Genomic DNA, 25,100 nt, shown 5'->3' on the forward strand with positions numbered 1-25,100 from the left:
TTGTGATGTTCAAGCTGCTGGAAGGTCCGCAGACGCTCGGACGTGGCAAGATCTTCTGGTCCTGCTTCCTTGCAGTGCTCGCGGGCGCACTGACATATCCGCTGTTCGCCGACTCCTATGATGTAGGGAATTTCGCCTATTTCCTGATCTGGATATTCATGGCGCTCGGCCTCTGCCTGATGTGGGGCTATGGCGGGATGCTGTCGTTCGGCCAGACCCTGTTCTTCGGCATCGCCGGTTACGGTTATGGCGTGCTCGCGATTAACATGGGCGGCGGCACCGCAACGATCGCCGCGCTTGCGCTGTCCGTTGTCCTTGCGATGGTGGCGGCCGGCATCCTCGGCTATTTCATGATCTGGGGTGGCATCAACGGCATCTTCTTCGGGATCGTGACGCTGTCTGCGACGCTGGTGCTTGCCTTCTTCCTCGGCCAGACGGCGGGGCCGGAATGGCACATCGGCCCGGCGCGGCTGAATGGCTTCAACGGCATGAAGGGCATGGACCCGCTCGCCGTCGGCGACTTCTATATCGAGGGATCGGCGCTCTACTATGTCATGATCGCACTGATCGTGATCGTCTATCTCGCGTTGCGCATGCTGGTGAATTCGGGGATCGGCAACGTCATCGTGGCGACGCGCGAGAACCCGCAGCGCGCCGAGATGCTGGGTTATGACGTCCGGAAATACCAGCTCCTGACCTTCGTGATCGGCAGCGGCCTCGCAGGGCTGAGTGGTGCGCTGTACACGTCCTGGGGCCAATTCATTACGCCGTCCAGCATCGGCCTGCCTGCGGCGGCGATGCCCATCGTATGGGTGGCTTTCTCCGGACGGAGCGATCTGACCGCAACTCTGGTCGGATCGTTCCTGCTGCTGTTCGGCTTTCAGACCATCACGGTCTACAGCCAGCAGGCAGCACTCGTGCTGATGGGAGCGCTGCTGCTCGCCACGGTGATGCTGGCGCCGCAGGGTTTTGTGCTCGGCATCGGCAAGCTTGCTGCCGACTGGTGGAGCGGGCGTCGGCGGCGCGATGATAGCTCCGTCATGGCGGAGGCTGGTCACTTGCAGTCGGAAGAGACCTGATCATGGCGCTGGTCGAAGTCAAAGGCGTGTCCAAGCGTTTTGGCGGATTGACCGCAGTCTCCGACGTCGACCTCACGGTCAACGCCGGCGAGGTCCACTGCCTGATCGGACCCAATGGCGCCGGCAAGAGCACATTGTTCAAGCTGATCGTGGGTCTCTACCCGCCGAGCCAGGGCAGCATCCTGTTCGATACCGTCGACATCACCAAGGAGCGTCCCTACTCACGCGTGCAGCGAGGCATGAGCATCAAGATGCAGGCTCCGAGCGTGTTCAAGGAGCTGCCGGTTCGGCAAAACATCCAGACTGCGCTCCAGGAACGACTGTCCGGCGCGAAACGCATCGCCGAGGAGGATCGCCTGCTGACTCTGCTCAACCTGGGGCCGGACAGCGATAAGCTCGCGGGTGCGCTGTCGCATGGCCAGCAGCAATGGCTCGAGATCGGGATGGCGCTGGCGCTGAAGCCGCAGCTCCTGCTGCTGGACGAGCCGACTGCCGGCATGTCGCCGGAGGAAACCTTCAAGACCGGCGAGCTGATCAAGTCGTTCAATGCAGAGGGCATGACGGTCCTTGTCGTCGAGCATGACATGGCCTTCGTGCGCCAGGTCGCCCAGCGCGTCACGGTGCTGCATCTCGGCAAGATTTTCGCACGCGGCGATCTCGAAAGCATTTTGCAGGACGCGAAAGTCGCGGAAATTTATCTCGGTAAGACGCATGCTCACTGAACCCAATCCCACTGACCGGATTTTGGACGTATCGGAATTATGGGCGGGATACGGTGCGACGCCGATTCTGCAGGGCGTCACCATGTCGGTCTCCCGCGGCGAGATTGTCGGCGTGATCGGCCGTAACGGTGTCGGCAAGTCGACTCTGATGCGGTGCCTGATCGGTTTGCTGCAAACCTGGCGTGGCACGATCAGCTTCATGGAGCAGGACGTAACAAAGCTCGAAGCCGACGCGCGGGCGAGGGCGGGCTTCGGCTATATCCCGCAGGGACGCGATGTCTTTCCGCAGATGACCGTCGAGGAAAACCTGCAGGTCGGCGAGTTGATCGGCGGTCCCGGCGGCAAGAAGCTGCCTGAACTCGTCTATGAGTATTTTCCGCGACTGAAGGAACGCCGGCGGCAGGCCGCAGGCACGATGTCGGGCGGCGAGCAGCAACAGCTCGCCATAGGCCGCGCGCTGATCGGCAATCCGTCCTTGATGATCCTGGACGAGCCGTCCGAGGGTATCCAGCCCTCGATCGTCCAGCACATCTGCGAGGCGCTGAGATCGTTCCGGAACGAGCTCGGGACCACCATCATCTTCGTCGAGCAGAACCTCGACACGATCCTGGCAATCGCCGAGCGTTGTTACATCATGGAGAAGGGCAAGATCGCGCAGTCGCTGGCGGGTGGCGAGGTTAACGAGGACAATGTCCGCGAGCAGCTCCTGCTCTGAACGGCCGCATGGCATGTTTTCAAATCGTCAATAGGGAGGGAATGGACATGGATCTGGGACTCAAGGGAGCAAAGGTTCTCGTCACCGGCAGCACCAAGGGGATCGGCAGGGCGATCGCCGACACATTCGCGGCGGAAGGCGCGGATGTCGGCATCTGCGCGCGCAACCAGGCCGACGTCGATAGCGCAGTCGCCGCGATCAAGGCGAAGGGCGTCGCTGCCTTTGGTCGTTCGGTCGATGTCTCCAACGGCCCGGCGCTCAAGGCCTGGGTCGAGGACATGGCCTCGAAGCTTGGCGGCATCGACGTCGTGGTCGCCAATGTCAGTGCGCTGTCGATCGGACAGGACGAGGAGAGCTGGGAGAAGGAATTCTCCACCGACATGATGGGCACCGTACGGCTGGTCAATGCGGCGATGCCGTATCTCGAGAAGAGCACGGCCGCGGCGATCGTGACCATCGCCAGCGTTTCAGGGCGGGAGGTTGACTTCGCGAGCGGCCCCTACGGCACGTTCAAGGCGGCGATCATCCACTATACGCAAGGTCTCGCCTTCCAGCTTGCCAGCAAGGGCATCCGCGCCAATTCGGTGTCGCCGGGCAACACCTATTTCGAGGGCGGTGTCTGGAATCAGATCAAGGACGGAAATCCTGAGCTGTACAAGACCGCGCTGGCGCTGAATCCGACCGGCCGCATGGGCACGCCGCAGGAAATGGCGAATGGTGCGGTGTTCCTTGCCAGCAAGGCAGCGAGTTTCATCACGGGGACCAACCTCGTGGTCGACGGTGCCCTCACGCGCGGCGTGCAGTTCTAGGCGCTCCCTGAGTAGCGCAGTCACGAAACCGGGCCGTCTGCGGTGCCGGTGGGCGAAGCCGTTTCCGACAACAGCAGGACTGTCAGATGTCAGCAGATCCAATTCACTACAAGTCGATCATCGAAATCTCCGAGCTGTTCCGCCGCGGCGAGCTTCTACCTTCGAAAGTGACCGAGGTAATGCTGAGCCGGATCGCGAAGCTCGATAGCAAGTTTCACGGTTATGCCTTGGTGCTTGCCGAGCGAGCCATGGCGCAGGCGAAGCGCTGCGACGCCGAGCTTGCCAAGGGCATCTGGCGCGGGCCGCTGCACGGCGTGCCGATCGGATTGAAGGATCTCTGCTACACCACTTTCGCGCCGACCGCCGGCGGCACGACAATCCACGCCCGGTTCGTACCCTCCTTCAACGCGACAATCGTGGACCGGCTCGAACACGCCGGCGCCGTCACGCTCGGCAAGCTAAAAATGACCGAGGGCGCCTATACGAGCCATCATCCCGACGACCAGGCGCCGCTCAATCCCTGGGGGACCGACTACTGGGTCGGCTCCTCCTCAAGCGGATCGGGCGTGGCCACTTCGGCGGGACTTTGCTTTGGCTCGATCGGCAGCGACACCGGCGGCTCGATCCGGTTTCCGTCGGCGACGGGCGGGCTGACCGGGATCAAACCCACTTGGGGACGTGTGAGCCGCCACGGCGTCTTCCCGCTGGCTGACTCTCTCGATCATGTCGGGCCGATGTGCCGGAGCGCAGCCGATGCCGCGGCCATGCTCGGCGTCATCGCGGGCGCAGACGTCAATGATCCAACCGCCCTTCAGGCGCCGGTGCCGAACTATCTTGCGGGGATCGGTGACGGCGTGCGGGGCTTACGGATTGGCGTGGACCGCAGCTACACGCAGGACGGGATCGATCCGCAGGTGGTCGCCGCCTTGCTGGAAGCGGAGCGTACGCTTGCGGACCTCGGCGCCGATATTCGTGAGCTCAAGTTCCCAGCTTACGAGAAGCTCGTGAGCATGTGGATTCCGATGTGCTCCATCGAAACGGCAGAAGCGCATCTCGAAACCTATCCGTCGCGGAAGTCGGAATACGGCCCAGATCTGGCGCAACTGATCGAGCAGGGCAGGTCGATGAATGGCGTGGAGATCGCTCAGATCCATCATGAGCGGTTGAAGTTCTGCGGCAGCCTCGCGGCGCTGTTCGGCGACATTGACCTGCTCCTGATTCCCACCATGCCCGTGCCGATCCCAACGCTGACCAAGATGGGCGAATACGGCGCCGATCCGAACGTGCTGCTCAGCATCCTGCGCTTCACGGCGGTATTCGACTTCTCGGGCAGCCCGACTATCACGCTACCGAACGGCATGGCGGCGGACCGATTGCCTCTCAGCATGCAGCTCGTCGGTCCGCATCTGTCCGAAGATACGCTTGCCCGCGCCGGGTATGCCTTCCAGTCAGTGACGGATTGGCATACGCAGCGTGCTTCCATCGAATGAAAGGCAGCAAAGGCATTTTAACGTGTCTGAAGTCGAAGGCGCAGCGCTGGCTGCATGCCCAAGCGCTTTGTGGCGTTAGCGGCGATGAAGTCCTGCAGTGCCGACGAGATCTCAGCGTCGGTGTCGGCTGCACGCCGAGCCAGTGCGTCTGCGACCTCGGAAGTCGCATCCCGCGACAACCCCTGGACGGGATTGAAGGATACAATTCGGACCGGATAGGCGTACTGGCCGGACCGCAGATTTGCAGGATGATCTCGAGGTTGGTGTCAGCCTCGTCGGTCTCGCGCCGGGCGCAACCAGCGCGCGCCGACGTCTTCAAGCACCAGATAGATGTCGCGGTCGATGCGGTCGGCCGGCACGATCGAGGGCGAGGAACGTAATCCCGCGCGGCGGGAATGACGCGACGAGGACGACGTATCGCAGGGATTGTCATCCACAGAATTGGAGCGAGGTGTCGCGCGCGGTCTAGTGTGCTTGGCTAAGGGCGCCTCATCGCCATGGCTGTCACGCGTCGCCTATGCACCTACCTTTCTGTCGGCACACGCTTGCGCTGATCGATCGCGGGGCCTGCCTCCTCTAGCTTGGATGATCGGGTGCTTGCCGCCAGGATCGGATGGAGCGCGTCGTGAAGCTTTGGTCCGTTCCTGATGTTGAACAGATCCGCGCTGGGAAGGCCGGCTGTCTGTACTGACGTTCGCAACCGCACAAATCGAGATAGGGCCAGGGTTAGATCCGGCCCGGCGACGTGATCCGCCATTGACAGGTCGGCGGAGATGATAGAATTATAACAGGATAAGTTGCAAAAATAACAATATGTCACCATCGTACCAGCGTCTTGCGGGGCGACGGGAGGAAAGTTTGGAACTGTCCGGTTCGGTTGCAGCAGAACCTCGGTCGTCGGCCTCGCTTGTGATGGTCAGTGGCATCAACAAGCGCTTCGGCGGCGTGCGAGCGCTGCGTGACGTCAACCTCGAGGTTCGCGCCGGCGAGGTCCATGCGCTACTGGGCGAGAACGGCGCGGGAAAATCTACCCTGATCAAGATTCTCAGTGGTGTTCATGCCCTCGACAGCGGCACGATCGAGATCGCCGGCAGGCCGGTGGAATTCGACAGCCCGGCGAAGTCGCGCGAGGCGGGGATCGCTGTCGTTTATCAGGATCTCAGCCTCGTCGAATCCTTGAGCGTTGCGGACAATCTGTTGCTCGGCCGTGAGCCGCGTGCGCGTTTCGGCTTCGTCCGGCAGCGCGCGCTGATGGCCAGGGCCGAGGCGTTCCTGAACGCGCTCGGCATTCCCCTGGATGCGAGTGCGGCTGTCGGCTCGCTGCCTTTTGCCTATCGCCAGATGACGGAGATCGCCAAGGCGCTGATGGGCGAGGTCCGGCTTCTGATCCTCGACGAGCCGACCTCCTCGCTGACATCGGATGAGGTCCGGATCCTGTTCGATGCGATCGGGAAGGCGACGCGCCGCGGAGTCGGCGTGATCTATGTGACCCATCGGCTCAATGAGGTGTTCGAGATCTCGCAGCGCGTCACGGTGCTGCGCGATGGCGCTAACGCAGGCACGTTTGTCACCGCCGAGACCGACATGAAGCGGCTGGTGAACGCGATCGTCGGAACCGATCGATCGGCACCCACGGGCCCGCGCACCGAACCTGTCGCGAAGCGTGAATTGGATCCGTCGCCGGTTCTGTCGCTGTCCGACGTATCCAACGACCGGCTTCGCGCCGTCGATCTGTCCGTGCTGAAGGGCGAGATCCACGGCCTCGCCGGATTGATCGGCAGCGGCCGCACGGAGATTTTGGAGACCGTGTTTGGCCTCCGGCCGCTCGAGAGCGGCGCAATCGAGATCGAGGGCCGGCGATGGCTGCCGAGAGGGCCTGCCGATGCGATCGAGCAGGGCATCGCGCTGGTGCCGGAAGACCGGCATGTGCAGGGTCTGGTCCTGGACCATTCGATCGAGCGAAACGTCACCTTGCCGCGAATTCCCCATTTCTCGCGCTGGGGCTGGATGCAGCAACGCGCCGCCGCCAGGCGTGCGGAAACCGCGGTCGCCAGGCTTTCGGTGAAAGCGCCGGGCGCGTTCAGCCTGGTCAGGACGCTCTCCGGCGGCAACCAGCAAAAGGTCGTGTTCGGAAAATGGAATGATCCGCGGCCGCGCGTGCTGCTCCTGGATGAACCGACGGTCGGCGTCGACGTGGGCGCACGCGAGGAAATCTATGCCGTGATCCGGAATGCCGTCCGCGACGGCAGCGGGGTCCTGGTCGTCTCGTCCGATCTCGTCGAATTGATCGAGCTCTGCGACCGCATCTCCGTGATCGTCAACGGGCGTGTGGCTCGTACGCTGTCGCGTGGCGAGATCGATGATGCCGAAGAGCTGCATCATCTCCTCCAGATGTACCAGGCCTCCGGGCCGGGCCACTTGCAAGAGCTTCCCGCATGACCGAACTGACTGCTCCCAACGTGGTCGCCTCGTCGACCCGATCTGATCGCCGCCGCAAGATTCTCCAGAATTTGCTGCGGGGCGAGCGGCCGTACATGCTGTACATCGCCTTCGTGATCCTGCTGGTCGTGTTCAGCCTGTCTTCGCCCTGGTTTCTCTCGGTCGACAATTTCCTGAACATCGGGCGCCAGACCACGCTGGTGTCGATCATCGCGGTCGGCATGACCTTCATCATCATCGCGCGTCAGATCGATCTGTCGGTTGCCTCGACGCTGGCGCTGTCGGGCATGGCGGCTGCTCTCGCGATGAGCCAGATCAACAACAGCTGGATCGTGGGCGCCGTGGCCGGGCTCGGTACCGGCGCGCTGGTCGGGCTGCTCAATGGCATCTTGACCACGCAGCTATCGATCCCGTCGTTCCTGGTGACGCTGGGCTCGCTGAGCATGGCGCGGGGACTGGCGATGATGGTGACCAACACCAAGCCGGTGATCATCACCAACGAGACCTATTTCGCGATCTTTGGCGAAGGCACATTCCTCGGCATACCAGTTCCGATCGCCTGGACATTGGCGGCGATGATTATCGGCATCCTGCTGCTGCACTATAACGTGTTCGGCCGGCGCATCTATGCGGTCGGCGGCAACCCGACCGCGGCGCTCTATTCCGGCATCAACACCAAACGGATCACGACTGCGGCCTTTGTCCTGACCGGCACGCTGGCCGGATTGGCGGCGCTGGTGCTGTCGGCGCGTTCACATGCCGCGCGGCCAGATGTCGTGCAGGGCATGGAGCTCGACGTCATCGCCGCGGTGATCCTCGGCGGCTGCAGCCTGTTCGGCGGGCGCGGCTACATCCTGGGAACACTGTTCGGCAGCTTGATCATCGGCACGCTCAACAACGGCCTTGTTCTGCTCGGCGTGAGCTCGCCGATGCAGCTCGTGATCAAGGGCGCGATCATCGTTGCCGCGGTTGCTTTCACGAAACGCTAGTCGACGTCAGGCGCAGCGCCTGAACAACAAGTTCATTGCGCTGCGTGGGTAGGGGCAAGGTCGCTGGCCCTCCGGTGAATCGGCGACCAAAAAATGGAGGAACAATGAAACCAATCTTGCGACAAACCTTGCCTTTGACTGCGTTGGTGGCCGCTGCCGCCCTCTCGATGATCCCGTCGGCTCGCGCCGAAGTACCCGCGACCTGCGTCAAGGGTGTCGATCTCGCGAAGCTCGGGCCGAAGTCGATCGTCGGCCAGGGACCCCACGGCGAAAAGGCGGCTTCCCCCGAGGTGCTCGCGCTGTCGGAGGCCGACGCCGCCAAGATCAAGGAGAAGAACTTCAAGGTCGGCATCTCCATGCAGACGGTCAACCTCGACTGGTCGCAGCTCCAGATCCAGGGCATCACCGATACGCTGAAGAAGTACGGCGTGACGGTGACGGGCGTCGCGTCCGCCGAATATCAGGTGGACAAGCAGATCGCCGATATCGAGAACACGATCCAGCAGCATCCGGACGGCATCATTTCGATTCCGGTCGATTTCACCGCGACCGCGCCGACCTACAAGAAGATCGCCAAAGCCGGCATCAAGCTCGTGCTGATGGACAGCATCCCGACTGGTCTGAAGCATCCCGAGGAATATGCGACGATGGTCTCGGCCGATAGCCAGGGCAATGGCCAGATCGCGGCACAGATCCTGGCATCCTGCGTGGCGCAGGGCGGCACCATCGGTCTCGTCAATTTCGGCGTCGACTATTTCAGCACCAACGAGCGCACCAAGGGCGTGCGGGAGTGGATGAAAGCAAACCGCCCTGACATCAAGATGAAGCAGGTCGACTTCACCGATCCGCCGAAGGTCTCGCAGATCGCGGGCGACTTCCTGACCGGCAATCCCGACGTCAAGGGACTGTACGCGGTGTGGGATCAACCGGCGCTCGACACGCTGAGCTCGATGCGGGCTCAGGGCATCGATATTCCCATGACGACGGTCGACCTCGGTCTGCAATCGGCGATCGAGATTGCCAAGGGCGGGCCGCTGAAGGCGACCGGCTCGCAGCGTCCCTACGACCAGGGCGTCGCCGAGGCGATGGCGATGATGAACGCGCTGCTGGGTAAGGAAACGCCTGGCTGGATCGGTGTGCAGTCGCTGCCGGTGACGCAGTCGAACGTGCTGGAGTCCTACAAGACCGTATTCAAGAAGGACCCGCCGGCCGAGCTGACGGATGCCTGCAAAAAGGCGAAGCCCGCCTGCAACTAGCCTGAAACAGCGATGTGCGATCCACCGAGACCGCGCATCGCTCAGTAAGCCTGATCCGGGCGAACCAGCCCCCGTCCGGATCAGGCCGTGCTGGTGACGTATTCGACGGGAAGGCTGCGGAAGTGCTTGCGCGTGTCTGCCGACACGGAGCCACCGACGATGATCCGCGAGAATGAGCTGACGTCGGAGAAGAACGCCGGCTTGAGGCTGCCGAGCTTGCTGGCGTCGACCACGAGGATGCTCTCCATCGCGGTAGCGATGACGGCCTGCTTGATGGCGACTTCGTGAAAATTCGAGCAGCTGGCGCCGCGGGTCCAGTGCAGGCCGCCGGCCGAGATAAAAGCCTTGTTAACCCCGAGCCGCCGCAGGTAGGACAGGCCGTCATCCGACGAGAACGACTGCGACGACGGATGGTAGAGCCCGCCCATCAACATCACCTGCGTCGCTGGCCGGTGGGTGACGATCGAGGCGACGTTCAGCGAATAGCAGATCACCGAAAGAGGCATGTCCTCAGGCAGGCAATCCGCCAGCGACTGCATCGTGGTGCCGCAGTCGATGAAGATGGTGTCACCTTCCTTGATCGAGGCGGCTGCGGATCGGCAGGCGAGGCGCTTGTCCTGTGTGTGCTGGTCGATTTCCTGTTCGAATGTGTACTTGATCCCGGTCGGCGACGCCGCGTTGACGACGTAGCCGCCGAGCAGGGCGAGCGCCGCCTCGGGCCCGGCAAGGTCGCGCCTGACGGTCATCTCCGACACCTTCAGCAGCTCTGCGGCGTCCTTCAGATGCAGTGCGCCGCTCGTCTCGACGGCGCGTCGCAGCCGTTGCAGCCGTTGGACGCGGGTCTCGCTGGGGCGTGCGATCGGTGTTTCAGTCATTTTCGTCACCGAGCTTGCTTATCCGGTTGACAATGATCTTACAATGATGTGAGTTTAGCAACGTCAATCTGTTACAATAATAACATTTGGCCCGAAGGGTGTTTCGCTGTCGGCGACGGAAGGCAGCAGAAGCGCCGGCGGCCAAGGGATGGGAGGATCGCATGTTGCAATCGGCACATTCAGTCTATCTGCCGTTTCAGCCGATTCGCTAGCATTGCGCGGCGTACCGATGGCGCAGGGCGTCTTGATATCAAATCCATCCGCGGTGCCGGCGCAGCCCCATGCGCGGGATCACAATCATCCGCATCCGATCGCGCGCAACAGCGGCCGCGCGCTCGAGATGGACTGGGTCGACGATATCCGGATCAATCTGTCCGCCGCCGAGCGCCGCGTTGCGAGCCTGCCGGGCCGGCGCACCGTCAAGAAGGACGCGCAGGCGGCGTGGTTGCTCAAGGCGATCACCTGCATCGACCTGACGACACTCAACGGCGACGATACGGCCGAACGGGTGAAGCGCCTCTGTGCCAAGGCGAGGGCCCCGATACGAAGTGACCTCCTCGAGGCACTCGGTTTTGCCGGGCGCCGGCTGCACACGGGCGCGATCTGCGTCTATCACCGCTTCGTCGCAACCGCGGTCGAAGCGCTCGATGGGTATGACATTCCGGTCGCTGCGGTTTCGACTGGATTTCCGGCAGGCCTCGTGCCTCACGATCTGAAACTCAAGGAGATCGAGGCGTCCGTCAGGGACGGTGCGCAGGAGATCGACATCGTCATCACGCGTGAGCATGTGCTGACCGGAGATTGGCGCGCTCTCTACGCCGAGGTCCGGGATTTCCGCGCGGCCTGCGGCGATGCGCATCTGAAGACGATCCTGGCAACCGGTGACCTCAAAACGCTGCGCAACGTCGCCAAGGCGTCGATGGTCTGCATGATGGCCGGCGCGGACTTCATCAAGACCTCCACCGGCAAGGAAGGCGTCAATGCCACGCTGCCGGTGACGCTGGCGATGCTGCGCATGATCAGGGTCTATGAGGAGCGCACGGGCTTCAAGATCGGCTTCAAGCCGGCCGGCGGAATCTCGACGGCGAAGGATGTGCTCAACTACCAGTTCCTGATGAAGGAGGAGTTGGGACGCGATTGGCTCGAGCCGGATCTTTTCCGCGTCGGCGCCTCGAGTCTGCTCGCCGACATCGAGCGCCAGCTCGAGCATCACGTCACCGGCCGCTACTCGGCCTTCAACCGTCATCCCGTGGGCTGAGCATGAGTATCGCACATTACTACGAGACCATGGATTATGGTCCCGCTCCCGAGGCGGACGGCGAGGCGCGCGCCTGGCTGAAGCGGCACGACGCGACGTTTGGGCATTTCATTGCCGGTAAATTCGTCGCGCCGGCTTCGGGCAAGCATCTGGCGACGATCGAGCCGGCCACCGGAAAGACGCTGGCCAAGATCGCGCAAGGCATCGCAGCGGATGTCGAGGCTGCCGTCGGCGCCGCGCGATCGGCGCAGTCGTCATGGGCAAAGCTCGGTGGTCACGGTCGTGCCCGTCATCTCTATGCGCTGGCGCGCATGCTGCAACGTCATGCTCGTCTGTTTGCGGTATTGGAAGCGATCGACAATGGCAAACCGATCAGGGAAACCCGCGATCTCGACGTGCCGCTCGCCGCGCGCCACTTCCTGTATCACGCCGGCTGGGCGCAATTGCAGGACCGCGAATTCGCCGACCATGTCCCGGTCGGCGTGATCGGCCAGATCATCCCCTGGAACTTTCCGCTGCTGATGCTGGCCTGGAAGATCGCGCCCGCGCTGGCGACCGGCAACACCGTGGTGCTGAAACCGGCAGAGTTCACGTCACTCACCGCGCTGCTGTTCGCCGAGCTCGCGGCGGAAGCCGGCCTGCCGCCCGGCGTGTTGAATGTGGTGACGGGTGATGGCGCCACCGGCGCGTTGCTGGTCGAAAATCCCGGTGTCGACAAGATCGCCTTCACGGGGTCGACCGAGGTCGGGCGGTTGATCCGTCAGTCGACCGCAGGCAGCGGGAAGTCGCTGACGCTCGAGCTCGGCGGCAAGTCGCCGTTCATCGTGTTCGACGACGCCGACATCGATGGCGCCGTGGAAGGCGTGGTCGATGCGATCTGGTTCAACCAGGGCCAGGTCTGTTGTGCCGGATCGCGGCTTCTGCTGCAGGAAGGGATCGCAGAGACATTCCGCAAGCGCCTCATCCGCCGCATGGAGACGCTGCGTGTGGGTCCGCCGCTCGACAAGGCGATCGACATGGGCGCGGTGGTCGCACCGGTGCAGCTCGAGCGGATCAAGGCGCTGGTCGAAACCGGCGTCAAGGAGGGCGCTGAGAAGTATCAGGCGCCGGGGCCGATCCCCGCTGAGGGATGCTTCTATCCCCCCACCTTGCTTTGGAACGTACATCCGTCATCGACCGTGGCGATCGAGGAGATCTTTGGCCCGGTGCTGGTCGCGATGACGTTCCGCACGCCGGACGAGGCGGTGATGCTCGCCAACAACACGCGCTATGGCCTTGCCGCCAGCGTGTGGAGCGAGACCATCGGGCTGGCGCTCGATATCGCGCCGAAGCTTCAGGCCGGCGTGGTCTGGGTCAATGCGACCAATTTGTTCGATGCCAGCGTCGGCTTCGGCGGCTATCGCGAGTCCGGCTTCGGTCGCGAGGGCGGCCGGGAAGGTCTCTACGAATATCTCAAGCCGAAGGCCTGGAGCGGGCGGAAGGCGCGGGCGAAGGTGCCGCCGCCATCCCCAGCGGCTTCTAACGACGGCGCCGGATTTGGCACGCCGTCGATCGACCGGACCGCCAAGCTGTTCGTCGGCGGCAAGCAGGTTCGTCCCGACGGAAATTATTCGCGCGCGGTGCTGTCGCCGAAGGGGAAGCACCTCGGCGAAGCCGGCGAGGGCAATCGCAAGGATATCCGTAACGCGGTGGCCGCTGCGCGCTCGGCCGAGGGGTGGGCGCGGGCGACGACGCATAATCGCGCCCAAATCCTCTACTACCTTGCCGAGAATCTGTCCGCGCGTGGCGATGAGTTCGCCCGGCGCATCGGTGATATGACCGGCGTTTCGCCCGCCAAGGCGCGCACGGAGGTCGAGGCGAGTATCGAACGGCTGTTCAGCTATGGGGCCTGGGCCGACAAATACGAGGGGACGATCCATGCACCGCCGTTGCGCGGCGTGGCGCTTGCCATGCACGAGCCGATCGGCGTGGTCGGGGTGGCCTGTCCGGACGAGGCCCCGTTGCTGGGCTTCATCAGCCTGGTGGCACCGTTGATTGCGATGGGCAACCGCGTCGTCGCCGTCCCAAGCGAGCGGCATCCGCTTGCAGCGACCGATTTTTATCAGGTGCTGGAGACGTCGGATGTGCCGGCAGGCGTCGTCAATATCGTCACCGGCGAGCGCGATGCGCTCGCAAAGGTCCTTGCCGAGCATGACGACGTCGATGCGCTCTGGGTGTTCGGCTCGCAGGAGGCCTCGACGGCTGCGGAGCGGCTGTCGATCGGCAACCTCAAGCGCACGCTGGTCGACCACGGGCTGGCGCTCGATTGGTACGACCGGGTGGCGAGCGAAGGTCCGATCCTGCTCCGCCACGCGGTGCAGGTGAAGAACATCTGGATTCCCTATGGGGACTAAAGACGTCACCTTGCGGTGAAACGGGTTGGCATCCGGACCATCAGAGTTCGGGCGATTTTTTGAAGACAAGGGAGGGACGCAACATGCTCAAGGGCATCAATCCACTGCTCAATGCCGACGTGCTTTATGCCTTGCGCGCAATGGGGCACGGGGACCGCCTCGTGGTGTGCGACACCAATTTTCCTGCCGACTCCATTGCGCGCCAGACCGTGTTCGGCGAGCTGCTTCGCATCGACAACGTCAGTACGGCAAAGGCGATCGAAGCCATCCTCTCGGTGCTGCCGCTCGATACGTTCGTCGACGATGCCGCAATCCGCATGGAGATTGTTGGCCAGCCCCAGGAGGTGCCGCCGGTGCAGCGCGAGGTGCAGGTCGCGATCGACCGCGCCGAGGGACGCTCCTGGCCGCTGGTCGGGGTCGAGCGCCATGCCTTCTATGAAAAGGCCAAGACGGCCTACTGCGTGATCGCCACTGGAGAGCGGCGCTTCTACGGCTGCTTCCTGTTTTCCAAGGGCGTCATCGCGCCGGACGGAGAGTGACGACCATGAGCAAGACTGGTGTCGCAGTGCTCGGCATCTTCGTCGTCGATCTGGCCTTCCGGGCCGGCAACATGCCCGCGATCGGTGAAACGATCGCCGGCTCGGGATTTGCCATGGGACCAGGCGGCAAGGGGTCGAACCAGGCCGTGGCCGCTGCGCGCGCAGGCGCAGATGTGACCTTCATCTCCCGGATCGGCCGCGACGCCTTCGGTGATCTTGCCATCAAGACGTGGGAAACCGAGGGCATTCGACCGCGGGTCGTCAGGACTTCGGAGGCGCCGACCGGCGCGGCCTTCATCTATGTCCACGAGACGCGCGGCGACAACGCCATCATCGTGGTGAGCGGAGCGGCCGACGGTCTCAGCCCCACCGACGTCGATGCGGCGGCGGATGCGATCCGCACCAGCCGCGTCTTCGTGACACAGCTCGAGCAACCGGTCGCGGCCGCGCAGCGCGGGCTCGAGATCGCGCGCGCTGCGGGCAGCATTACCGTGTTCAACCCCGCACCTGCGGTCAAATTCGACGATGGCCTGTTTGCCTTGTGCGACTACGTCGTTCCCAATGAGACCGAGGCGGAAGCGCTGACGGGGATCGCGGTGAGCGATCTTGCCGGCGCCCGGCGCGCCGGCGAAGCGTTGGTGGCCAAGGGAGCGGGCACCGCGCTGATCACGCTCGGCGAACGCGGGGCGCTGTTTCACGGGCGAGATCGCTCGCTACACGTGCCCCCGTTCGCCGCCGGCAAGGTGGTCGAAACCGCGGGCGCGGGCGATGCATTCGTCGGCGGCTTCGCTGCAGCGCTTGCGGGCGGCGCCGATCCCCTGGAAGCGGCGCGCTTCGGTTCCGCCACGGCGGGGATTTCCGTGACGCGCGCGGGGACTGCGCCTGCCATGCCGCGGCGCGCTGAGATTGAAGCCCTGTTGAAGGGATGATCTGCTCATGATGCGGAACGATCCGATCAAGCATGTCTTCATCTGGCCGGCGGTGCTCGTCGTGCTGGCGATCTCGATCTTTCCGCTGATCTATTCGTTGACCACGAGCTTCCTCAGCTATCGCCTGGTTCCGCCGATCCCGCCGCGGGTCGTGTGGTTCGGCAATTATGCTACGCTCCTGCAAGAGCCGCGCTTCTGGAATGCGATCTTCACGACGACGCTGATCGCGTTCATTGCCGTCGGGTTGCAATACGTGATCGGGTTTGGCGTTGCGCTCGCGCTGAACGCGCGCGTTCCGGGCGAACGGCTATTTCGCGTGGCCTTGCTGCTGCCCATGCTTCTGGCCCCGGTTGCGGTCGCGCTTGTTGCTCGCATGATCTTCAATCCGACCATGGGGCCGCTCAACCAGTTCCTGTCCATGTTCGGCATGGCGAACCTGCCGTTCCTCACCAACGGTCATTGGGCGCTCGCCTGCATCATCGCTGTTGAGATCTGGCAGTGGACCCCGTTCGTGATCCTGATGATGCTGGCTGGCCTGCAAACGCTCCCCGAAGATGTCTACGAGGCGGCCGAGCTCGAGAACGCCAGCGCCTGGCAACAGTTCTGGGGCATCACCTTTCCGATGATGCTGCCGATCTCCGCCGCGGTCGTCTTCATCCGCCTGATCGAGAGCTACAAGATCATGGACACCGTATTCGTGATGACGGGCGGCGGACCGGGTGTGGACACCGAGACCCTGACCTTGTTCGCCTATCAGGAGGGTTTCAAGAAGTTCAATCTCGGCTACACGTCGGCGCTCAGCTTCCTGTTCCTGATCGCCATCACGATCATTGGCGTCACCTATCTGGCGCTGCTGCGGCCGCATCTGGAGAAGCACCGATGAGCGGGCAGGGCCTTACCGGACTGTCGCGCTGGAGCCGCCGCCTGGTCGCGGCCGGTGTCTTCGCATGGTGCCTGATCACGGCGTTTCCGCTCTATTGGGTGGTCGTGACGGCGTTCAAGACCCCGCCGGGCGTGGTCGGCGGCCCGACCTATATTCCGTTCGTCGATTTCACGCCGACCCTGCAGCCCTTCATTGATCTCTATCAGGGTATCCGCGGCGAGTTCTTCCGGACCTTTTTGAACTCGACAATCGTTGGCTTGTCGGCGGCGGCGATCGCGACTGCCGTCGGCGCAATGGCGGCCTATGCGCTGGTGCGGTTCGAATTCAGGGTGCGCTTCGGTGCCGGCCTGATCTTCTTCCTGCTCGCGCTCGGCGGCTATCTGCTGTTCAATAATTCGCTCGGATTCACTCGCGCGCAGGCGCTGCTGCTGGCGTTCCCGATCGCGCTTGTCGCTGCAATCCTGGCCAACCGCCTGCCGCTGCCGGGGCCGATCCTCGGCAATGAAGACATCCTGTTCTGGTTCGTCAGCCAGCGCATGTTTCCGCCGATCGTCACGGCCTTCGCGCTGTATCTCCTCTACAGCGAAATCGGCCGGCTCGGCTTCCAGCTCATCGACAGCTATGTCGGCCTGACGCTGTGCTACGTCGCGTTCTCGCTGCCGATCGTGGTCTGGCTGATGCGCGACTTTTTCGAGGCCATTCCGATCGAGGTCGAAGAAGCCGCGATGGTCGACAACGTGCCAAGTTGGCGCATCTTCCTCGGCATCGTGGTGCCAATGTCGATGAACGGACTGCTGGCGACTTTCATGATCACGCTCGCCTTCGTCTGGAACGAGTTCCTGTTCGCGCTGTTCCTGACCAATTCCAGATGGCAGACGCTGCCGATCCTGGTGGCGGGACAGAACAGCCAGCGCGGCGACGAATGGTGGGCGATCTCGGCCGCGGCGCTCGTCGCCATCATTCCGATGATGATCATGGCAGGTCTGCTCAGCCGCATGATGCGGTCGGGCCTGCTGCTCGGAGCAATCAAATAGCAAAAACCTATGTAGGGAGGACTGGACGATGTTGCGACGGACGTTTCTGATGCTGACCACCTCGCTCGCGATGGCTTGCACCGCGAGCCAGGCGAACGCTGCCTGTAGCCCGGATTACTCCGGCGTCACCCTGACTGTGGCGTCGCAGACCGGACCGTATATAGCCTCCGCGCTCAAGCTCGGCGCGGACGAATGGACCAAGAAGACCTGCGGCAAGGTCAATGTGGTCGAGTTCCCCTGGTCGGAGCTCTACCCGAAGATCGTTACATCGCTTACCGGATCGGACGCGACGTTCGATCTGGTCAGCTTTGCGCCGGCCTGGCTGCCCGACTTCGTCACCTATCTCAGCGAGATGCCGAAAGAGATGCAGTCCGGCAAGGATTGGGACGATGTCGAGCCGGCCTACCGTGAGCGCCTGATGGTGTGGGAAGGCAAGATCTATTCGCAATCGATGGACGGCGACGTTCACACCTACACCTATCGCACCGACCTGTTCAGCGATCCCAAGGAGAAGGACGCCTTCAAGGCCAAGTACGGCTACGACCTGGCGCCGCCAAAGACCTGGAAGCAATATCTCGACATCGCGGAGTTCTTTCAGCGCCCCGACAAGGGACTCTGGGGCACGGCGGAGGCCTTCCGTCGCGGTGGCCAGCAGTTCTGGTTCTTCTTCAGCCACGCGGCGGCCTATGCCAACAACCCGAACTATCCGGGCGCGATGTTCTTCGACCCCGAAACGATGGATGCCCAGATCAACAATCCGGGCTGGGTGAAGGGATTGGAGGAATATATTCGCGCTTCCAAGCTTGGCCCGCCCAATGCGCTGAACTTTTCGTTCGGCGAGGTCAATGCCGCCGTGGCCGGCGGCCAGGTGGCCGAGTCGATCGGTTGGGGCGACACCGGCGTGATCGCCGCCGACCCCAAGCAATCGAAGATCTCCGGCAAGGTGGGCTCTGCGGTGCTGCCCGGCTCTGACGAGATATGGAACGCCAAAACCAAGAAGTGGGACAAGTTTCCGGCAGTGCTGCCGGCACCCTTCATGGCATTCGGAGGCTGGCAGATTGCCGTGCCAAAGGTGGGCAAGAACCAGCAGGCGGCATGGGATTTCGTCAAGACGCTGACAAGCCCTGAAGTCTCCGGCAAGGCCGCGATTACCGGTGGCACGGGTGTCAACCCATACCGCAAGTCGCACACCACGAATCTGGAGTTGTGGAGCAAGATCTTCTCGCCGACGGAAGCCAAGGAATATCTCGGCGCCCAGGCCGACTCCATTAACGGCAAGAACGTTGCGCTCGACATGCGTTTGCCCGGCTATTTCTCCTACACCGAGGTTGTGGAGATTGAGCTTGGCAAGGCGCTGGCCGGCCAGACCACGCCGCAGGCCGCGCTGGACGCGGTCGCGAAGGAATGGAATCGCCTGACCGATGAGTTCGGCCGCGCGAAGCAGCTCGCCGCCTATCGCGCGGCGATGGGCCTCTCACCGAAGAACTAGCTTCCCGCGGAGACTGCCCCGGATGATGCGTGAGCATCATCCGGGTTTTGTTGGCCGTCGATATAGGGGACGGAAAAAGGAATCCATGGCGCACGTCGAGATCGAGAACGTCAGCAAGGCATATGGGCCCTACAAGATCATCGAGGGGCTCAATCTGAGTGTGGCCGACGAGGAGTTTGTCGTGCTTGTCGGACCGTCCGGCTGCGGCAAGACCACGACGTTGCGCATGATAGCGGGACTGGAGACGGTCACCAGCGGAACCATTCGTATCGGTAATCGCGATGTGACGCAGCTGCGCCCGGGCTTGCGTAATTGCGCGATGGTGTTCCAGAACTATGCGCTCTATCCGCATATGACTGTTGGTGAGAATATCGGCTACGGCATGAAGGCGCGGGGCGAGTCGCGCGCCAATATCGCGAAAGCCGTCGAGGACGTGGCGCGGGTTCTCGACCTCGAGCAATACGTGGACCGTCGGCCCAAGCAGCTCTCCGGTGGGCAGCGTCAGCGCGTGGCGATCGGCCGTGCCATCGTGCGCAGCCCGGACGTGTTTCTGTTCGACGAGCCATTGTCAAACCTCGACGCCAAACTCCGCATCGAGATGCGGACCGAGATCAAGGCGTTGCATCGCCGTCTCGCCAAGACGATCGTTTATGTCACACACGATCAGGTCGAAGCTATGACCATGGCCGATCGGGTCGTGGTGATGAATCGCGGCCGCATCGAGCAGGCGGCTGATCCGATCACGATCTATGAGAAACCAAGCAATCTCTTCGTCGCGGGCTTCATGGGCGCGCCCAGCATGAATTTCATCCACGGGGAGATTGCCGCTCGCGACGGTGCACTGATCTTCACCGAACCCTCGGGTACGGCGTTGAGATTGCCGAAATCCCGAGAGGCGGCCTATGCAGGGAGCATCGGCAAGCCGGTTGTGCTCGGCGTGCGGCCCGACCACGTGCTGCGGCAAGATGCGCCATCGGGCTCCTCCGTCCGCATGATGGTAAAAGACGTGGAGCCGCTCGGGCCGCATACTCTCGTGATTGGAACCGTGGGCGCATTTCCATTCACGGCGCAGATGCAAGTCGGTGTTTCTGCGGCGCCCGATTGCCCAATAGATGTCGCCATCGATCTGGAGCGAACGCACCTTTTCGACAAGGTTTCCGGGGCGGCCGTTTCATAGTCGGCGGTTCTCTGGCGGTGCAGGTAATTCCAAATCTTTACTTCCAGCGTGCGCATGCCTCATCGCGGTCACTTGCGCTGCGGCGAGCTCGCACGTGATGCGGGCGACGTTGCCCCCTTCTTCGCAAGCTTTGCTGGTCCGGTATTGGTGTCGAGCAGAGTCTGCGAAAAGAGATTAAGCGATTTCAGATGGTTACATACCAATATTCATTACCTCGCGGGTAATGGAAGGGCTGAAATCCGCGTGCTAGGTTTTCGAGCATGAACGCACATGCATCCACGGCACAGGCCGAACGCGGCCAGCCCGTCCATATCGGCGACCATTTGCGCGAATGGCGGCAACGCCGCCGCATGAGCCAGCTCGATCTGGCGGGCGAGGCCGAGATTTCCGCGCGGCATTTGAGCTTCGTCGAGACCGGCCGCGCTGCGCCCTCGCGCGACATGGTGCTCAGGCTCGCCGAACGTCTCGAGGTGCCCTTGCGCGAACGCAACGTGCTGCTGGTCGCGGCCGGCTATGCGCCGGCGTTTCCGCAGCGCCCGCTGGAGGATCCCGCCTTGAAATCAGCTCGCCAGGCGATCGACCTCGTTCTCAGGGCGCATGAGCCCAATCCGGCGCTGGCCTATGACCGGCACTGGAATCTGGTGTCCGCCAACCGCATGGTGGCGCCGCTGCTCGAAGGCATCCCGCAGCGGCTGCTCGGCCAGCCCTTCAACGTGCTGCGGCTCGCGTTTCACCCCGAGGCGCTGGCGCCGCGCACGGTCAATCTCGCGGAGTGGTGCGGGCACCTGCTGGAGCGGCTGCACCGGCAATGCGAGGCAACGGCCGATCCTGAGCTGATCAAGCTCTATAACGATCTCAAGAGCTATCCCATTCCGGCGCGCTCCGGGCCGCTGTCGAGCGATAATGTCGCGATCCCGTTCAAGCTGCGCCATGGCGGAGAGATACTAAGTTTCTTCTCCACCACCATGGTGTTCGGCACGCCGGTCGACATCACCCTGTCGGAGCTGGCGCTGGAGACGTTCTTCCCGGCGGACGAGCGCACCGCCGAGCGGCTTAAGCAGATGGCAGCAGCTATGACCTAGCGCCCTTGCCTCGGGGCGGGTTCGGCTTATCTTCGGCTTATGTTGAGTCAAACCCGCATCGCCCGAAGGAGGCGCTATGAGCACGTTGAAACCGCTCCAGATCGATGTCGTCTCCGACGTGGTGTGCCCCTGGTGCTATATCGGCAAGCACCGGATCGAGAGCGCGCTGGCGCTCGTGCCCGACGTCCCGGTCAAGCTGAATTTCCGCCCCTTCTTCCTCAATCCCTGGGTGCCGCGCGAGGGCATCAGCCGCGAGGACTACCTCACCACCAAGTTCGGCTCGGTCGAGGCCTATAAGGGCATTGCCGGCCGCGTCGTCGCGGCTGCAAGCGAGGAGGGCCTCGTCTACAAGCCCGAGCTGGTCGCGCGCCAGCCCAACACGACCGACTGTCACCGCCTGATCCTCTGGGCCGAGGCGATCGGCAAGGCGCCCGAGATGAAGCAGCGGCTGATGGAGCTGTATTTCCGCGACGGCGGCGACCTCACTGACGTGAACGTGCTGGCGCAGGCGGCCGCCGACGTCGGCCTCGATGCCGACAACGTGCGCAAGCGCCTCGCCACCGACGAGGACGTCGCGCGCGTGTCGGCCGACGCGCAGGAAGCCGCCGAGAAGGGCATCTCCGGCGTGCCAACCTACGTGTTCGCGCAGAAATACGCCGTCTCCGGCGCGCAGGATCCGAACCTGCTCGCTCGCGCCATCCGCGAGGTCTCGGCGGAGATCAACGCGCAGGCGGCAGAGTAGCTTTCGCTTATTTGCGGAGCAGACGCACCACGCGTCGCGCGCCGTCGTGCGCGGCGTTGAGGCCAACCAGCGCCGCGTGAATGAGCGCGACGACCGGATCGTGACGCCGCAGCGGAATCAGCACGTCGCCGATGGCGAAGCGTCCGCGCCAGATCGGGTTGATCATGGGGTGGTCGGCGCTCGCCGTGGAGTCCGCGCTGGCGATAGCCGGATCGGCGCAGAGATGGCGGGTAAGGTCGAGCGTGAGCTGCACGCCCGGCGAATATCTTGCAAAGCGTTCGTCGATACCGAGCTTGAAGAAGAAGGCGCGGTCCTGGTGGTGCAGCACGATGCCGGCTGCGACCGGCGTCGTGCCGGCGCGCAGCGTGATGACCTCGCACTGCGCGGTCTCTGCCAGCGCGGGAACGGCGCGGCGAATGAAAGTCGCATCGCCCGCATGCTGGATCAGCGCAGTGCCGCGCTTGCCTTTCCAGCCACTGGCTTCGAGTTGCAGGAATGTTTCGAGTGCGGGCCCGATCTCGTCGGGCTTGCGCGCGACCTCGAAGGCGACGGGCCCGTGCTCTTCGAGGCGATGGCGCTGGCGACGCAGCTCCTTGAGCTTCTTGGCGCCGAGCGCTTCATGCAACAGCGTTTCACCATCCTGCGTCGCGTCGAGGCTGGCGCGGATGTAGGAGGAGAGGACACGCGGCTTCAGGCCGTCGCGATTGAGAACGTCCTTGAGCGAACTCATCGCCGCGCCGTCGAGCGCAACGTCGTTCAGCACGAGCGCATGCGCTCCCGCCTCGCGCGCCTGCTGCAACAGCCGCGTGGCCGCTTCGATCGGCGCGTCGCGGTCGATCAGCGGGCTGCACAGGGTGCCATAGGGATGCGCGCTCACCAGCGCGGGCAGGGGGATCTTCCAGGCGCGCCAGAGCGAGACCACCGGCATCAGCCCGATCAGCCGCGCCGACGAGCCGTCGTGGGCGGGCAGCGCCGAGGCGTCCGTGCGGCCGCGTGCGGCCTCGCTCACGGCGAGCTCCCAGCCCGGCAGGTAATAGCCGTTCGGCTCGATCACGCGCTGGGCGAGCGCGCGCCATTGGCCGGGATCGATGGACGTGAGGGGGACGAGCGCGCGCGTTGCCGCGGCAGCCCTTGCCGATGCCGGATTGATCGCTGCCTGATGCGCGATATCGACCACGTCCCGTCGTTCCCCGTTCAGAAGGTCATGCTTAGCGCAAAGATTGGAAAATTCCGTTGGGACGCCGCTTCAATTCGAATGGTAATATTAACGTCTCATTGAGCATTCGGGCCGCCGCGGCGTGCCATGATGGAAGCTCTCGACCTGGAGGATCACAATGATCGCCACACCTTTCACGCCGATGGCGTCGCTCCTTGGTGGCGCGTTGATCGGCCTGTCCGCCGTGCTCCTGATGTGGGCGACGGGACGGATCGCCGGTGTCAGCGGCATCGCGGCGCGGCTGTTTCCGCCTTACGAGGACCGCGAGTTCGCCGGCCGGCTCGCTTTCGTCGCCGGCCTCGTCGCCGCGCCCATCCTGGTGCGCATTGTCAGCGGAAGCCTGCCGGTGCAAACGATCGCGGCGGGAACGCCGGTGCTGATCGTCGCCGGATTGCTCACGGGCTTCGGTGCGGTCTGGGGCAGCGGCTGCACGTCCGGCCATGGCGTCTGCGGCCTGTCGCGGTTGTCGCTGCGGTCGCTGGTCGCGACCATCTCCTTCATGTCGGCGGGCATCGCCACTGTCTTCGTGATGCGGCACTGGGGCTGACGACGATGGCAATCCTCATCCAATTCGCGATCGGCCTCGTCTTCGGTATCGGGCTCATCGTCTCCGGCATGTCGAATCCGGCAAAGGTGCTGAACTTCTTGGACGTCGCCGGCATTCCCGCCGGAACGTGGGATGCGAGCCTCGCCTTCGTGATGGCAGGTGCGGTCGCGGTGACCTTCATCGGATTCAGCCGTGTCTTGAAACTCGCGCGACCGTTTTTCGCGGACCGCTTTTACCTTCCGACGCGAAAGGACATCGATCCGAGAATTATCGCCGGTCCCGCCATCTTCGGCATCGGATGGGGGCTCGCAGGCTTTTGTCCGGGCCCTGCGCTCACCGCGCTCGGATTCGGCTCGGCGTCCGCTTTCATCTTCGTCGCCGCGATGTTTGCCGGCATGGTGCTCGCCCGCTTCATCGCGCAGCTCCCGTCGTCAACGCGCTTCGTCGCGCCGGCCGATCCGCTCGAAACCTGATATGGACAGGACCGGGCGAGTGGATCTCGTCCGGTCCTGCCCTGTGACAGCTTCAGTGACTACCAGCGGTCCCCGCCGACACCGACGCCCACGCTGACGCCGGGCGCTCGAATGCCGACGCCACCGCGCGGACCATCGTCCCAGTCGCGATAGGTGCGGCGCTCGTAATAGCGATCGCGCGGCATGGCGTTGTAGGAGTCGCGCACGATCACGCGCGAGCCGCCACGGGTGCGATAGCAATTGCCAGCGTCATCGCAGACAAGCCGGACTTCCTGAACGAGCTCAGGGTTGGCGTATTCGCTGGTCGTGTAGATGTCCGCGGCCTTCGCGCCGCTCGCCGCAGCGAGGGCGCCGACGCCAGCCAGTAGTGCGATCGTGAATGTCCTCATCGTGTCCTCCTCCGAAACTGCCCTCGGGGGTAACAAGAAGGGGAGGCGGTGATCGTTCCGGGTCGAATTACAGGTTTTTCCCGGAACCGGAGCGCGTGTCGGCGTGATTTGTTCCTAGATCGGCTCGTAGGTTTCCGTCCCGCAGATGTCGTCGGCTTCCGCGCGGCGGCGATCGACCACTTTTCCGCCTGAGATCGTCACGATGGAAATCTGGGTGCCGAGCGTGGAGCCGGTGGCGGAGGTGAGCTGCGCGCTGACGCAGGCGGTCCAGCCCTGTCCCCGCACCTCCCGATGGGGCGGGGCGACGTGCACCTCCCGCGGATAGGACGTGTTGAGGAAGACCACGTTGATCTGCTCGCGGACCACGCGTTTGACGTCAGGGGGCGCTTCGGGGGGCGGCTGCTCGGCTTCCTTCAGGCGCATGAACTCGGGCACCGGCGCGCGGCTGTCGGCGAAGCCGCAAGAACCGAGTGCGAGGGCGCTGGCCAGCAGCGCCGCATGAGCAACAATCCGCAACATCCGTGAAGGTCCCCTGCGGGCCAACAGATAGGCAGGAATGCGATCCGGCAAAGTCC

24 protein-coding genes and 1 pseudogene are annotated in these 25,100 nt (G+C 63.5%); 20 read left to right on the top strand and 5 right to left on the bottom strand.

Translation table 11 applies throughout. The features are described 5' to 3' along the window. Window positions 1–5 precede the first annotated feature (5 nt). The 5 genes from ACVJ5M_RS17605 to ACVJ5M_RS17625 all read left to right on the top strand — a co-directional run bounded on the left by ACVJ5M_RS17605 (window position 6) and on the right by ACVJ5M_RS17625 (window position 4,815). On the top strand, window positions 6–1,079 hold the full coding sequence (locus ACVJ5M_RS17605; RefSeq protein WP_354097424.1) for a branched-chain amino acid ABC transporter permease: 1,074 nt from the start codon (window positions 6–8) through the stop codon (window positions 1,077–1,079). 2 nt (window positions 1,080–1,081) lie between these two features. Continuing rightward, window positions 1,082–1,801 (top strand): ABC transporter ATP-binding protein, encoded by a 720-nt coding sequence (locus ACVJ5M_RS17610; RefSeq protein ID WP_354097426.1) that lies wholly within the window; start codon window positions 1,082–1,084, stop codon window positions 1,799–1,801. Continuing rightward, window positions 1,791–2,516: an ABC transporter ATP-binding protein gene (locus tag ACVJ5M_RS17615; protein ID WP_038942017.1), complete on the top strand. Its 726-nt coding sequence runs from the start codon at window positions 1,791–1,793 to the stop codon at window positions 2,514–2,516. The genes ACVJ5M_RS17610 and ACVJ5M_RS17615 overlap by 11 nt, the downstream gene beginning before the upstream one ends. A gap of 47 nt (window positions 2,517–2,563) precedes the next feature. Next, window positions 2,564–3,325, top strand: a complete 762-nt coding sequence (locus ACVJ5M_RS17620) for an SDR family NAD(P)-dependent oxidoreductase (RefSeq protein WP_354097427.1) — start codon at window positions 2,564–2,566, stop codon at window positions 3,323–3,325. 86 nt (window positions 3,326–3,411) lie between these two features. Further along, on the top strand, window positions 3,412–4,815 hold the full coding sequence (locus ACVJ5M_RS17625) for an amidase (protein WP_354099763.1): 1,404 nt from the start codon (window positions 3,412–3,414) through the stop codon (window positions 4,813–4,815). A gap of 17 nt (window positions 4,816–4,832) precedes the next feature. On the opposite strand, the pseudogene ACVJ5M_RS17630 reads toward ACVJ5M_RS17625, so the two are convergent. Continuing rightward, window positions 4,833–5,252 (bottom strand): annotated as a pseudogene (locus ACVJ5M_RS17630) (hypothetical protein). A 421-nt stretch (window positions 5,253–5,673) separates the two neighbouring features. Here ACVJ5M_RS17630 and ACVJ5M_RS17635 point away from each other — a divergent pair. From ACVJ5M_RS17635 to ACVJ5M_RS17645, 3 genes are all read left to right on the top strand, one after another. Next, a complete protein-coding gene (locus ACVJ5M_RS17635) occupies window positions 5,674–7,254 on the top strand; it encodes a sugar ABC transporter ATP-binding protein (RefSeq protein WP_231142299.1) in 1,581 nt (526 codons plus the stop codon). Next, window positions 7,251–8,243 (top strand): ABC transporter permease, encoded by a 993-nt coding sequence (locus ACVJ5M_RS17640; RefSeq protein ID WP_028151194.1) that lies wholly within the window; start codon window positions 7,251–7,253, stop codon window positions 8,241–8,243. Before ACVJ5M_RS17635 ends, ACVJ5M_RS17640 begins: the two co-directional genes overlap by 4 nt. Window positions 8,244–8,389: 146 nt before the next feature. Beyond that, a complete protein-coding gene (locus tag ACVJ5M_RS17645) occupies window positions 8,390–9,499 on the top strand; it encodes a substrate-binding domain-containing protein (RefSeq protein WP_247309287.1) in 1,110 nt (369 codons plus the stop codon). A gap of 80 nt (window positions 9,500–9,579) precedes the next feature. On the opposite strand, the gene ACVJ5M_RS17650 is transcribed toward ACVJ5M_RS17645, so the two are convergent. Beyond that, entirely contained in the window at window positions 9,580–10,374 is a 795-nt protein-coding gene (locus ACVJ5M_RS17650) for a DeoR/GlpR family DNA-binding transcription regulator (protein ID WP_354097430.1), read from the bottom strand. A gap of 340 nt (window positions 10,375–10,714) precedes the next feature. Between ACVJ5M_RS17650 and deoC the strand changes: the two genes are divergently transcribed. The 10 genes from deoC (at window position 10,715) to ACVJ5M_RS17700 (ending at window position 21,900) form a co-directional block, all read left to right on the top strand. Further along, window positions 10,715–11,632 carry a deoxyribose-phosphate aldolase gene (deoC, locus tag ACVJ5M_RS17655; protein WP_245344240.1) on the top strand — a complete coding sequence of 306 codons (918 nt, stop codon included), beginning with the start codon at window positions 10,715–10,717 and terminating at the stop codon, window positions 11,630–11,632. Between the two features lie 2 nt (window positions 11,633–11,634). Next, window positions 11,635–14,025 (top strand): aldehyde dehydrogenase family protein, encoded by a 2,391-nt coding sequence (locus tag ACVJ5M_RS17660; protein WP_354097431.1) that lies wholly within the window; start codon window positions 11,635–11,637, stop codon window positions 14,023–14,025. A gap of 83 nt (window positions 14,026–14,108) precedes the next feature. Then, complete coding sequence (locus ACVJ5M_RS17665; RefSeq protein ID WP_354097432.1) at window positions 14,109–14,564, top strand: RbsD/FucU family protein; 456 nt, start codon at window positions 14,109–14,111, stop codon at window positions 14,562–14,564. Between the two features lie 5 nt (window positions 14,565–14,569). Next, a complete protein-coding gene (gene rbsK, locus ACVJ5M_RS17670) occupies window positions 14,570–15,493 on the top strand; it encodes a ribokinase (RefSeq protein WP_354097433.1) in 924 nt (307 codons plus the stop codon). Window positions 15,494–15,500: 7 nt separating this feature from the next. Beyond that, window positions 15,501–16,376 (top strand): carbohydrate ABC transporter permease, encoded by an 876-nt coding sequence (locus tag ACVJ5M_RS17675; RefSeq protein ID WP_354097434.1) that lies wholly within the window; start codon window positions 15,501–15,503, stop codon window positions 16,374–16,376. Further along, entirely contained in the window at window positions 16,373–17,410 is a 1,038-nt protein-coding gene (locus ACVJ5M_RS17680) for a carbohydrate ABC transporter permease (protein ID WP_354076187.1), read from the top strand. The genes ACVJ5M_RS17675 and ACVJ5M_RS17680 overlap by 4 nt, the downstream gene beginning before the upstream one ends. Before the next feature lie 49 nt (window positions 17,411–17,459). Beyond that, on the top strand, window positions 17,460–18,899 hold the full coding sequence (locus tag ACVJ5M_RS17685) for an extracellular solute-binding protein (RefSeq protein ID WP_354097551.1): 1,440 nt from the start codon (window positions 17,460–17,462) through the stop codon (window positions 18,897–18,899). An 85-nt stretch (window positions 18,900–18,984) separates the two neighbouring features. After that, window positions 18,985–20,076, top strand: a complete 1,092-nt coding sequence (locus ACVJ5M_RS17690; RefSeq protein ID WP_063982331.1) for an ABC transporter ATP-binding protein — start codon at window positions 18,985–18,987, stop codon at window positions 20,074–20,076. 260 nt (window positions 20,077–20,336) lie between these two features. Continuing rightward, window positions 20,337–21,158 (top strand): helix-turn-helix domain-containing protein, encoded by an 822-nt coding sequence (locus ACVJ5M_RS17695; protein ID WP_354097435.1) that lies wholly within the window; start codon window positions 20,337–20,339, stop codon window positions 21,156–21,158. A gap of 76 nt (window positions 21,159–21,234) precedes the next feature. Beyond that, the gene (locus ACVJ5M_RS17700) at window positions 21,235–21,900 is read left to right on the top strand and encodes a DsbA family oxidoreductase (protein ID WP_456679365.1); all 666 of its coding nucleotides are present in this window, start codon (window positions 21,235–21,237) and stop codon (window positions 21,898–21,900) included. 7 nt (window positions 21,901–21,907) lie between these two features. On the opposite strand, the gene ACVJ5M_RS17705 is transcribed toward ACVJ5M_RS17700, so the two are convergent. Further along, window positions 21,908–23,077, bottom strand: coding sequence for a GNAT family N-acetyltransferase (locus ACVJ5M_RS17705; RefSeq protein WP_354097437.1), 1,170 nt, complete (start codon window positions 23,075–23,077; stop codon window positions 21,908–21,910). A gap of 157 nt (window positions 23,078–23,234) precedes the next feature. On the opposite strand from ACVJ5M_RS17705, the gene ACVJ5M_RS17710 reads away from it, so the two are divergent. Then, window positions 23,235–23,663, top strand: coding sequence for a YeeE/YedE family protein (locus ACVJ5M_RS17710; RefSeq protein ID WP_039157451.1), 429 nt, complete (start codon window positions 23,235–23,237; stop codon window positions 23,661–23,663). Between the two features lie 5 nt (window positions 23,664–23,668). Then, window positions 23,669–24,136: a DUF6691 family protein gene (locus tag ACVJ5M_RS17715; RefSeq protein ID WP_354099762.1), complete on the top strand. Its 468-nt coding sequence runs from the start codon at window positions 23,669–23,671 to the stop codon at window positions 24,134–24,136. A gap of 59 nt (window positions 24,137–24,195) precedes the next feature. Here ACVJ5M_RS17715 and ACVJ5M_RS17720 read toward each other — a convergent pair whose 3' ends face one another. Further along, window positions 24,196–24,525 (bottom strand): hypothetical protein, encoded by a 330-nt coding sequence (locus tag ACVJ5M_RS17720; RefSeq protein WP_028152664.1) that lies wholly within the window; start codon window positions 24,523–24,525, stop codon window positions 24,196–24,198. A 114-nt stretch (window positions 24,526–24,639) separates the two neighbouring features. Further along, a complete protein-coding gene (locus tag ACVJ5M_RS17725; RefSeq protein WP_354099761.1) occupies window positions 24,640–25,044 on the bottom strand; it encodes a hypothetical protein in 405 nt (134 codons plus the stop codon). Between the last annotated feature and the right edge of the window lie 56 nt (window positions 25,045–25,100).

The sequence above is a fragment of the Bradyrhizobium sp. S3.7.6 genome, from assembly GCF_054061875.1.